The organism is Flavobacterium sp., from assembly GCF_027482425.1.
Classification (GTDB): Bacteria; Bacteroidota; Bacteroidia; order Flavobacteriales; family Flavobacteriaceae; genus Flavobacterium.
This window is the reverse complement of the sequence record NZ_JAIXWA010000024.1, coordinates 40,585-52,169: the sequence shown is the minus strand read 5'-3', so window position 1 is coordinate 52,169 and position 11,585 is coordinate 40,585. Positions and strand designations below refer to the sequence as shown.

Genomic DNA, 11,585 nt, shown 5'->3' with positions numbered 1-11,585 from the left:
GTTTTTCAAATGGGGCAACCTCGTATTTGGATGAGCATGAGTCGCGACGGATTATTGCCAAAACGCTTCTCACGTGTGCATCCGCGCTACAAAACGCCCTCGTATGCTACGATTGTGACCGGATTTGTAGTGGCTATTCCTGCTCTTTTCTTAAATCTTACTTTGGTGACCGATTTGTGTAGTATTGGTACTTTGTTTGCTTTTGTTTTGGTCTGTGCCGGGGTATTGGTGTTGCAAAACCGTCCCGATGTACCTCGTGGTAAGTTTAAAACCCCCTACATCAACGCCAAATACATTTTTCCAGTCTTGTTATTTTTAGGCTTGATAGGCTCCTTTTACTTCAATAAACAAGGGGTGGTCGATTTTATAACCAATAAAAAACAACTCAACAGTCCAACGACGATAGTGACTTCATTAAAAGAAGCTGAGGCGGCCCAAGTGGTTCAGTATTTGTATGATTTAAAATTAGTAAAAACCAAAGAAGTCGATTTAGAAAAAACACTTCAATCGTTTGCCGAAGATGCTAAAGCCTACCACTCGCTAGTGGATGCATTGCCCATTGATACCGCATTGAAATACGAATCGGGTTGGGCCTTGTTTTCGCACAAAATACCCATGTGGATTTTTATTATTGTACTCATGGCCTTGGGTGCTTGGGCCTATCAAAAGAATTTGTCCTTAATTCCGTTACTAGGTTTGGTGAGTTGCTTGTACATGATGGCCGAATTGAGTGTTTGGAATTGGTTGTACTTCTCGATTTGGCTCCTTATTGGATTATCGATTTATTTTGGTTTTAGTTATAAAAATAGTAAGTTGAATCAGGCATCATAACGACACAAAAAAAGGCATCTTAAATCGATGCCTTTTTGTTTATAGTTAGTCCAAATCGGTTATAGTATCCCCAACTGCCGCATGCACTCGGTCATTTTTTGATACGTACGTTCTATGTCATTATCCAGGCCTATCGAAAAACGAATCAAGCCATCGGTCAATCCCATTTCTTTTTGCTCTTCCAACGGAATTTCGCTTGACGTAGAGGTGCCTGGGGCACTGAATAAAGTTTTATAAAACCCAAGACTTACCGCCAAGTACCCAAGATTGTTGTGTTGCATCAATTCCATTAAGGCATTGGCACGGTCCAACGTTCCCACATCCAACGTCATCATGCCGCCATAGCCGTATTCGGGATTCATTTGTCGTGTTAAAATGGCATGACTGGGGTGACTTTTTAATCCGGGGTAGACCACTTTCAATCCGTCTTTTTCAAATTGTGTGGCTAAAAACATCGCGTTATGGCTGTGCTGTTTCATACGAATGTGCAACGTACGCAGGTTTTTCAAAATCGAAGCCGAACGCAAGCTATCCATCGTAGGTCCCAACAGCATACAAGCCCCATCATTGACATTGCGCAAATCATTGATGAATTCTTGCGAGCTGCAAATAACACCACCTACGGTATCGGAACTTCCATTGATAAACTTGGTTAAACTGTGAATCACCACATCGGCACCCCATTGCGCTGGCGCGACTTGCAAAGGAGAAAAGGTGTTGTCGACAACGAGTTGTATGCCATGTTTTTTGGCCAAATCCGCCAGTCCTTGTATGTCAGCTACCTCCAATAGGGGATTGCTCACCGTTTCACAATACAACACTTTGGTATGAGGGGTAATGGCCGCTTCAACTACATCCAATTTGGTAATGTCTACAAAATGCGTTTGAATGTGCCATTTGGGCAATACATTTTTCATAAACGCATAGGTGCCGCCATAAATCGTGCGACTCGAAACAATATGGTCCCCACTAGCGCAAAGCTGCAACAATACCGAAGTAATGGCTCCCATCCCCGATGCGGTAACGTTGGCTCCCGTGGTTCCCTCCATAGCGGCAAGGGCCTGACCCAAATACAAATTCATGGGCGAGGAATGACGCGAATATAAATAACATCCTTCGGCATTGCCTTCAAAAGTGTCAAACATGGTTTTGGCCGACAAAAAGGTATAGGTGGAAGAATCTGATATCGAGGGATTCACGCCCCCAAATTCACCAAAATATTGCAAGTCTTGAATATAATCGGCCGGATGAAAGGCTAAGGGATGTTGATTTTCCATAGGATGTAATGAATTAGTTTTTCAAATATCGATGTATACTTATAGATTTTCAATATATATTTTAAATTATAGAAAATGAAACTATAATTAGAAAAATTATTAGATTAATATTTTTAATTTTACACAATTCTAACTTATTTCCTGAAAATTTATCCGATGGACGCAATCGACAAAAAAATCGTTGGGTTTTTGCAAAATGATGCCCGAATGACCAACAAAGAAATGGCAGTAAAACTGCAAATGTCGGTCACCGCCGTTTATGAACGCATTCGAAAGATGGAACGCGAAGGACTTATCAAAGGGTATGTAGCTTTATTGGATCGAAAAAAAATTGAGCAATCGTTTATCGTTTTTTGTCATATCAAGTTAATCCAACATACCAAAGATTATTTATTTCGCTTTGAAGCCGAAGTAGTGCAACTCCCTGAGGTTTTGGAGTGCTTTCATGTGAGTGGCGATTACGATTATATTCTAAAAATCGCTGTGAAGGATATGGAGGCCTATCGCGATTTTATGGTAACCAAACTGACACGCTTGCAGCATATTGGCAGTACACACAGTTCCTTCATGATTGGGGAAATCAAAAATTCAACCGCCTTTACATTATAACTGAAAATGAAAAGAAGGAAAGAAAGAGAAACACTTTTTTTCTTCTCATTCTGTAGAGGGGAACCCAAAAAACATTCGTAATTTTGCCTTACAATTTGTAAAACACAACAAAAATCAGTTCTATGAGTCAGTTTGATGTCACGATTATTGGATCAGGTCCCGGCGGTTATGTTGCAGCCATTCGTTGCGCCCAATTGGGATTTAAAACCGCAATTATTGAAAAATATCCCACTTTGGGAGGTACCTGTTTAAACGTGGGATGTATTCCCTCCAAAGCTTTGTTGGCTTCTTCGCATCATTATGAAGAGTTGAAACATTTTGCCGATCACGGTATTGAAGTGTCTGGGAAAGTGAAGGTCAATTTGGCCAAAATGATTGAGCGCAAGCAACAAGTAGTGGATCAAACCTGTGGCGGGATTAAGTTCTTGATGGATAAAAATAAAATTACCGTATTTGAAGGGGTAGGTTCGTTTGTGGATGCCACCCATATCAATGTGGCGAAGAATGATGGTTCGAACGAGGTTGTAGAGTCGAAGTATACCATTATTGCTACGGGTTCTAAACCTTCTTCATTGCCCTTTATTACGGTGGATAAAGAACGTGTTATTACTTCAACGGAAGCCTTAAAAATGACTGAAGTACCCAAGCATTTGGTAATTATTGGTGGTGGCGTTATTGGCATTGAATTGGGACAAGTGTATTTGCGTTTGGGCGCTCAAGTGTCTGTAGTAGAGTACTTGGATCGTATCATTCCGGGGATGGATGGAGCACTTTCTAAAGAATTGACCAAAGTGTTGAAAAAACAAGGCATGAAGTTTTACACTTCCCATAAAGTGAAAGAAGTGACCCGTAAAGGAACAGCAGTAACGGTTAAAGCTGATGATGCCAAAGGAAACGAACTGGTATTGGAAGGCGATTACTGTTTGGTAGCGGTCGGACGTCGTCCATATACTGACGGATTGAATGCGGAAGCTGCAGGAGTAAAAATTACAGAACGCGGTCAAGTGGAAGTAAACGATCATTTGCAAACGACAGCCTCCAATATTTATGCTATTGGCGATGTCGTTCGAGGAGCCATGTTGGCGCACAAAGCGGAAGAAGAAGGCGTGATGGTAGCCGAATTTATTGCTGGCCAACGTCCCCATATCGATTATAACTTGATTCCCGGTGTAGTGTATACTTGGCCTGAAGTAGCTGGTGTAGGGAAAACTGAAGAGCAATTGAAAGCCGAAGGTATCGCATACAAAGCAGGTAGTTTCCCGTTTAAAGCCTTGGGTCGTGCGCGTGCCAGTGCCGATTTGGACGGATTTGTAAAAGTTTTAGCCGATGCCAAAACCGATGAAATTTTAGGGATGCACATGATTGGTGCCCGATGTGCCGATTTGATCGCAGAAGCAGTTGTAGCGATGGAATTCCGTGCTTCAGCCGAGGATCTAACGCGTATGTCGCATGCTCATCCTACTTTTGCTGAAGCCATCAAAGAAGCCGCTTTAGCTGCTACCGACAATCGCGCTTTGCATGTATAACAGCATACTTTAAAAATAACAAACCCCGATGGCATTTTACATCGGGGTTTTTTATGGTTTGTGTTACTAGGAAGTGCAAATATGTTGCACCATTTCTCGTGTCATGGGTTTATTTAGGTATTCAGAAACCGTTTTGTATTGTTTAATACGTTCCATATCTTCATAGTTAACAGATGAAGTTAGTACATAGATCTGTATATTTTTGTGCAGCTGTTTTGGGTTTTTCTCCAAAGCATCCAAAAAGCCAAATCCATTGAGAATAGGCATATTCAAGTCCAAAAAAAACACATATCGATCGGTAATAACTTCCGAAATATTTTCAATGACTTTCAGCGCTTCGGTCGCATCATTAAATAGGGTTACCGACGAGGTACAGCTCCCCATTTCTAGGTATATTTTTCCTAATTTTAAAAAAAGCTCGTCGTCGTCAATGATGTAAAAATGCGTGTTCATGCGATTATTAAGTTTTTTGATTAGGGAATTTTAGTGTAAACGTGGTGCCTTCATTTTTGATCGATTTTACTGCAATAGTTCCTTTTAAATAGTGTACCATTTCTTTAATAATATAAAGTCCAATACCGTTCCCTTGTGATTTAACGGAAGCACGATAAAAGAGTTTAAAAATGTTTTCCAAATTTTTATCGTCGATACCTTCTCCATTATCTTCAATGGTAAAAATACAAGAGCTGGGAGCGGTATGAATGTTTATTTTAATATAAGACGCCTCACTCAAAGAAGTTCGAGAGTATTTTATGGCGTTGGAAATTAAATTGTTGACAATTGTCCGAATACGAAACGTATCTGAAAAGAAGGGTGTAGTTTCGGAAATTGAAAGTTGAATAGGGATTTTGGTATCATAAATAACAGTATAGTTATGATGACTTTCATGGATCAGTTCCTCCCAATCAATAAGAGTGAATTTTAAAGCTACTTTTTCATTTTTAGACAGTTCATTTAGATGAATTATGGTACGATCCAACCTTTTTAAGGTGTTTAAAATCTCTGGTAGCTCTTCCAATACCATTGTCTCAGGCAATTGTAGCAAACCAATACTGGCCAACAGCGGGGCTCTGAAATCATGGGTAATCGCATAAATAATTGCGTCGAGCCGCTCGTTGACTTGTTGCAAACGTTCATTTTTCTGTTTTAAGTCTGCAATCATCTTGCTGTTATCTTGTAAGTTAAGCAAGTTTTGATTGAGCATTAAAATCGTATCAATAGCCGAATCATGTTGTGCAAAATCGGTCACAAATAAATCATGGTTTTGCATTTCTTCAATAGAAAGTAGCCAAGGCGAACCACAAAACCAAAGTTCATCTTCATGTTCATTGTGAATGATGAACTGTCCTTTAAAGCGAATTTTTTTGGGATGATTATGCAATTCCAAGATGAACACTTGATTCATGAATTCAACGATAGATTCAAAAGTGTATGTAATTCCAAAGTTGGGTCTTATGAATTTGAAGTTGTCTTCAAAACGGACTTTTTGATCCAAAAATTTTTCCATACTCCGTCCGTATTCGACAATATTGAGTTTTTTGTCGAGACGAAGGTAGAATGGAAATAGTTTTTTTAGGGTTTGCATTTTGGGTAGGTTTTGGGGAATCGTACTCAGAAATGAAGCGAAAAAATACTTTTATGATACTCATCTTCAAATGTAGTATCAATTAATTCAATTTGCATAGGGGTTTCAAAAAAGTCGCTCAATCCTACTAGTATTCCAGAAACAAAGGGATGTAATCCAGGTCGTTTCGAGAAATAGTGTAACTCCAAAGTAGTATCAGACCGCTCCATTACCTTAAACTCTGGGGGTGTGATTTCGGGATAATACAACATTACACGACTATGAAAATTGGGTAAATTGATTAAAAATTCTTGCAAACCACTTCCTGCTGAATGCAAAAGAGCTCCATATTTTTCAGCGGCAATAGTTAGCACCCAATACTTTCCAAATTCAAAGAGTAAGGTATGCACATCCATATCCAAAATTTTGGAAGCATTGACAACAAGAGCATAGGTTACTGTATCCGAATAATTGTGGTTATTGTAAAAGGTAGTGTCTTCACATTGTGAAGCAATACGAATCTCATCCCAAGCTTCAGCACCAAAGCGTTGGGTAATTAATCCTTCGATCGCTTGATTTACGACTCCATGCATAGCTTTTTACTTTTCTTAAAATTAAGAAAAAAAAACTTACAAAAAAATAGAAATCAGATAAATTACAATCATTTAACGTTTTGCATTTTATTTTTGTAGAAAAATATCTTAAAACACTTCTTAAATTTACATTTTTATGATTTGATTTTTAGCAATATACCATTTTACATTTTTTTTATCTCATGCGATGGGCGATTGTTCCAATTTCTTTCCAATTGTTGCATGAATAATTGGTATTGCGATTCTGGGTCAGCATTTTGATCGACAACTTGCTGCCATTCTTTAAACTTTTCCTCCTTTTTTTGAAGGTAAAAATAATAGGCCATACTGGAACCAATTTCGCTTTTTAATCCTTTATCGTGCGTTTTTTCCAAACATTGCTGGTAGGTTTTTTCCGCCATCGTAACCATGCCTGAATTCAAAAAGGCAAAGGCAAGTTCTTTGTAAAATAACGGTTGCGATGCATCATTTTCTAAGGCTTTGGTCAATAACGTAATGGTTAAATCGTACCTACGAATGCCGTTGTAACAATAGGCTAATTCCAATTCGACACCACTATAATGGGGATTCTTTTCATAGACGTTCTCTAAAAATACCTGCGCCCGATCAAATTCTCGGTCCGAATTGAGGATCTTCCCGGTCAAATAGCGACGCTGAATTTCATCAACTATATAATGGTATGAAAAACCTTGGGGTTGGAGCGGCAATTGTAATTTTTGTCGGTGTTCCTCCAGTAATCGGGCCATTTTAAAGTTGTATGCCCGTCCCAATCGAATACGATTCAACTCTTGTGTATCAATGCCATCAGGGACAATTTCGTTAGAAGTACCCAAATGAAAACTCGAATAATAGTGGAATACAATGCCTTCTTGGGGTAAAACATAAAGATAGCCTGCCACAAATTGGCCTTGTTTTTTTAAAGAGGGAAACGCTACCCATTCTTGTACCGCATCCCCATAATGAACATCAAAAACCAAATTGGTTTCCGTTTGCCCAAACAAACTAAATCCACTTATCCAGAAAATCAAACTCCATTTGAACATTATCGAATTTTTAAAAGCGATTTATAATTGTTCCACTGTTGTAAGATTAAATATAAATTAGCTCCTAAAACAAAGAAAGCAATAGCTAAATTTTTGGGATCTAAAAACAAGTGAATCATGGCGATATTGAGGCTTATTGGAAGTAAAACTAGCGGAGTAATTCGAGGAAAAAAGCCACTCATTAGGGCCAAGCCTGCTATCAATTCAATCCCTTTTACCAACGGAAGTATGTACTGCGAAGCATTCAAACCTTGCATGAATACAGCCATTTTTCCCACAGGGGGTTCAGAATTGCCAAGGTTAAAAAAATAGGCAATGGAAGCAAAAACCATTAGTCCACCCAAAAGGATGCGGATAACCAGTGTGGTTACTTTCATGATGCAAACATTTAATGTACCAAATCTACAAAATTATATAAAACAAAAAACCACCGGATTCCTCCGATGGTTTGGTTTTTACTTTCGCCCCCAACGCCGATATCCTATATATCCTATAGTTCCCAAGACGCCCAAAGGCCAAAAGAGAATCAGAAAGGAAATCACCTGTTCCAAAGCTGACCATCCCATTTTGGCATTTTCCCACAATTGAAACCCAAGGGAAGGACGCAACCGCTCTGGAACACTGAAGAGTGCTTTTCGTTCGTTGAGCACCGCCGGTTCTTGATATAAGGCTAAGGTAAGCGAGGCATAATTCACTTTGTCAGATAAGGCCAATTTCTCGATGAATTTTCCATTGGCTTGGGCTTGCTTGTCGCTGCGTTCCTTTTCGTCAGTAATAATGGGATTTAAACGGCCTTTATTGTCATCGATTTTTTGCTCCAAACGTTCCGCACTTTTTTGATGCCGCTGCTGCTCAAGTGTTTGATTCAAAAGTTGTAACGTCACGTCCTCAGCGCCGAGTTTTCGGTAATCCAAATACACAATTTCTTGGGCAATGTGTTGCAGTACCGAATGTAATTCCCGCTCAGGAATACGCAAGGTGAGCGTACTTTGGGTATGGTATTGTGTGGTTACCCAAACACTATCAGCACTTACTTGGGTTTCTTCTTGACGATCCACAACCGACTCCAAATCGCTTTGGGTAATAAATCCACCCGCGCTACTTACGACTTGTTCAATTCGATGGGTCGATTTTACCACGTTGTTTACTTTAACTCGCGCATCGCCGCTACGGACAAACTTTTTTTTGGAACCAATTAGGGGTTTGGCGACTTCACTAGTCATTCCCTTGGAAGCCACGGCGACCGAATCGGCAGCATTCATGGCTGAGGCGTGATCAGCTTCCTGCTTTTGACACCCCACACTTGTAATTAACATTCCTGCACTCAACAGGAAAAAAGCCCTTTTTTTCATACAATAAAATTTAAAGTGATACAATAAGTGATTAAGTGTATTTTTATTGCATAAAATGAGTTAGATTAAAAGAAATAGGTTTTTTTTAATGTGGTTTTAATCGTAAACTATAAAAATCGTGCCAAAGCCAAAACACGTTTTTATTCCGAATGAAAATGCATTACTTTTGACCGTATGCGATCGACCTTTCCCATATCCATTGAAGTCACCCCTTTGTGGAAAAAAAAGTTACTTCAATATACGCAAGAAGCCCGCGAAGTAGTTTTTCTCGAGTCCAATGAACAAACGCATTTGTACAGCAAGTTCGATTGGATCGTAGCGTGGGATGCATTTACCGTTCGACAAACCGATACCCATCAAGCGTTTGCCGAATTGCAAGCCTATCAGTCCCAAACCCGCGATTGGTTGTTTGGGTATTTGAGTTATGATTTAAAAAACGATACCGAAGACTTGCATTCCCACAATTACGATGGCTTGGCGTTTCCCGATTTGTTTTTTTTCCAACCTAAAAAAATAATCTATTCCTATCAAGGTCAGCTTTTTGGTGCCTATTTAAACGGTTGGGCGGAAGAATTGGAGTCCGATCTCGCCGCTATTGAAGTACAGACGTTATCTCGTTCAAAGGCGCCTTCAATTCCTTTACGCGCTCGAATCTCCGAACAAGCGTATCATGAAAAATTTCAAGAACTCTTGCATTACATCCAACAAGGGGTGATTTATGAGGTCAATTTTTGTATGGAATTTTTTCAAGAAGGTGTGAAACTCAATCCTCAAGAGGTATTTTTTCAATTGAATGCGCGCTCCGAACCCCCGTTTGCTGTTTTTTTAAAACAAGATTCCCGCTATTTACTTTCAGCTTCTCCCGAACGCTACTTACGAAAATCGGGAACTACGGTTATTTCGCAACCCATCAAAGGGACAGCGCGACGCGGAAAGACCCCAGAGGAAGATACCCAATTGAAGTTCGATTTGCAACGTAACGAAAAAGAGCGATCTGAGAATATTATGATTGTTGATTTGGTCCGTAACGACTTGTCACGAACGGCCGAAAAAGAAAGTGTAACCGTTGAAGCCTTGTGTGAAGTATATACCTTCAAGCAAGTCCACCAAATGATTTCTACCATTCGCAGCACTGTGGCCGAGGATTGTCCTCCCGTTTCACTTTTACAAACCACTTTTCCCATGGGAAGTATGACGGGAGCGCCCAAAATTGCAGCCATGCAAATCATTGAAAAAGTTGAAGCGACAAAGCGTGGTATTTATAGTGGGGCAGTGGGGTATTTTACTCCAGAGGGGGATTTCGACTTTAATGTGGTTATTCGCAGTATTGCCTACAATGCCCAAAAAGGCTATGTTTCCGTTTCCGTCGGTAGTGCGGTTACAGCTCAAGCGAATGCCAAGGATGAATATGCCGAATGTTTGTTGAAAGCAAAAGCGATGCAAGACGTATTGGGCGGCAAATAAATCTGTATCTTTGGGTATGTTAAACGCGTTTCAAGACCATATCAACCAAAATTTCCCTTTTTTGCAACACCACCGTTGTCTTATCGCTGTGAGCGGTGGGATTGACAGTATGGTATTGCTCGCTTTGTGCCGCCAATTGGATTGGACCGTTGGCGTAGCGCATTGTAATTTTGGTTTACGTGGCGAAGAAAGCGATGCCGATGAAATTTTTGTTCGAGAATATTGCCGTGAAAACCGCATTCCCTTTTTTGTTAACCGATTTAACACGGCCGTTTTTGCAGAAGAAAAAGGCTTGTCTATTCAAATGACCGCCCGTCAGTTACGCTATGATTGGTTTGAAACCTTGCGGGTGCGGGAAGGATATGATTATGTGTTGACTGCCCACCAAGCGGATGATGTGTTGGAAACCTTTTTGATTAATCTCACACGGGGCACGGGTTGGGACGGACTTACAGGGATTCCCGCTCAAAACGGAACCATAGTGCGTCCTCTTTTGCCGTTTTCCCGAACAACGATTGAGAATTATGCCGCAGCGTACCTTATTTCATGGCGTGAAGATTCAAGCAACGGGAATTCCTACTACCAACGAAACGCCCTCCGGCATGAAGTCGTGCCTGTTTTGAAGGGGATGAATCCAGCTTTGTTGGAAAATTTTCAAAAAACCTTGGCTTATCTACAAGAAACGAAGACTTTAGCCGATTGGGCCGTGGCTAATTTTTTGGAACAGCATCTTACCCAGCATGGAAACGAATTTCATTTGGCCATTCGTCCACTCAATAATGTACCCTCTTTCAGAGCGCTCTTGTATTATTGGCTAAAAAGTTATGGGTTTACAGCGTGGGAAGACATATATCAATTGCCCTTTGCCGAAACAGGGAAGCAGGTATTGGCGCCTGATTTTATCCTTTTTAAAAACCGAACCCACTTGGTTTTGGCGGCTCGGCATGAACCACGTTTAGCGGTGTATACCATTGACCGAACCCAGTTGCATCTTAATTTTCCCCTAAAATTGACGTTTTGTAATGTAAGTGACATTCAAAATGCATCGCCTTCATCTATATTTGTGGACGCTGATTTGCTGGAGTATCCGTTAACGCTTCGCAAATGGCAAGAAGGAGACCTTTTTCACCCTTTTGGATTGCATGGTACGAAAAAACTGAGCAAGTTTTTTAAGGATGAAAAGTTCAGCCTAACCGATAAAGAACGGCAGTGGTTGTTGTGCTCTGGAAACAAAATAGTGTGGGTGATTGGCCAACGTGCCGACGACCGCTTTAAAGTGACGGAACAAACACAAATGATACTAAAAATTACCTTTTCCGAATGAGA

The 11,585-nt window shown here is 40.3% G+C and carries 12 protein-coding genes; 5 read left to right on the top strand and 7 right to left on the bottom strand.

Going from position 1 to position 11,585, the window contains the following annotated elements; all coding sequences use genetic code 11:
- Positions 1–831, top strand: an 831-nt coding sequence (locus tag Q0037_RS02475; RefSeq protein WP_297514947.1) for an amino acid permease C-terminal domain-containing protein, incomplete at its 5' end; no start/stop codon positions are given.
- Positions 832–890: 59 nt separating this feature from the next.
- Here the strand turns inward: Q0037_RS02475 and Q0037_RS02470 are convergent.
- Positions 891–2,108 (bottom strand): aminotransferase class I/II-fold pyridoxal phosphate-dependent enzyme, encoded by a 1,218-nt coding sequence (locus tag Q0037_RS02470; RefSeq protein ID WP_297514946.1) that lies wholly within the window; start codon positions 2,106–2,108, stop codon positions 891–893.
- Positions 2,109–2,264: 156 nt separating this feature from the next.
- Here Q0037_RS02470 and Q0037_RS02465 point away from each other — a divergent pair, with 156 nt between their 5' ends.
- A complete protein-coding gene (locus Q0037_RS02465; protein WP_297514944.1) occupies positions 2,265–2,717 on the top strand; it encodes an Lrp/AsnC family transcriptional regulator in 453 nt (150 codons plus the stop codon).
- Positions 2,718–2,839: 122 nt separating this feature from the next.
- Positions 2,840–4,243 (top strand): dihydrolipoyl dehydrogenase, encoded by a 1,404-nt coding sequence (gene lpdA / locus Q0037_RS02460; RefSeq protein ID WP_297514942.1) that lies wholly within the window; start codon positions 2,840–2,842, stop codon positions 4,241–4,243.
- Positions 4,244–4,309: 66 nt separating this feature from the next.
- On the opposite strand, the gene Q0037_RS02455 is transcribed toward lpdA, so the two are convergent.
- From Q0037_RS02455 to Q0037_RS02430, 6 genes are all read right to left on the bottom strand, one after another.
- Positions 4,310–4,696, bottom strand: coding sequence for a response regulator (locus Q0037_RS02455; protein ID WP_297514939.1), 387 nt, complete (start codon positions 4,694–4,696; stop codon positions 4,310–4,312).
- Between the two features lie 7 nt (positions 4,697–4,703).
- Positions 4,704–5,828, bottom strand: a complete 1,125-nt coding sequence (locus Q0037_RS02450; protein ID WP_297514937.1) for an ATP-binding protein — start codon at positions 5,826–5,828, stop codon at positions 4,704–4,706.
- Positions 5,829–5,854: 26 nt separating this feature from the next.
- Positions 5,855–6,400 carry a heme NO-binding domain-containing protein gene (locus Q0037_RS02445; RefSeq protein WP_297514935.1) on the bottom strand — a complete coding sequence of 182 codons (546 nt, stop codon included), beginning with the start codon at positions 6,398–6,400 and terminating at the stop codon, positions 5,855–5,857.
- Positions 6,401–6,564: 164 nt separating this feature from the next.
- Positions 6,565–7,443 carry a hypothetical protein gene (locus Q0037_RS02440; RefSeq protein ID WP_297514932.1) on the bottom strand — a complete coding sequence of 293 codons (879 nt, stop codon included), beginning with the start codon at positions 7,441–7,443 and terminating at the stop codon, positions 6,565–6,567.
- Positions 7,443–7,820, bottom strand: coding sequence for a DoxX family membrane protein (locus Q0037_RS02435; protein ID WP_297514931.1), 378 nt, complete (start codon positions 7,818–7,820; stop codon positions 7,443–7,445). The genes Q0037_RS02440 and Q0037_RS02435 overlap by 1 nt, the downstream gene beginning before the upstream one ends.
- Before the next feature lie 78 nt (positions 7,821–7,898).
- Entirely contained in the window at positions 7,899–8,795 is an 897-nt protein-coding gene (locus tag Q0037_RS02430) for a DUF4349 domain-containing protein (protein WP_297514929.1), read from the bottom strand.
- 174 nt (positions 8,796–8,969) lie between these two features.
- Between Q0037_RS02430 and Q0037_RS02425 the strand changes: the two genes are divergently transcribed.
- Positions 8,970–10,259, top strand: a complete 1,290-nt coding sequence (locus tag Q0037_RS02425) for an anthranilate synthase component I family protein (RefSeq protein ID WP_297514926.1) — start codon at positions 8,970–8,972, stop codon at positions 10,257–10,259.
- Between the two features lie 16 nt (positions 10,260–10,275).
- The gene (gene tilS, locus Q0037_RS02420) at positions 10,276–11,583 is read left to right on the top strand and encodes a tRNA lysidine(34) synthetase TilS (RefSeq protein WP_297514923.1); all 1,308 of its coding nucleotides are present in this window, start codon (positions 10,276–10,278) and stop codon (positions 11,581–11,583) included.
- Positions 11,584–11,585 lie beyond the last annotated feature (2 nt).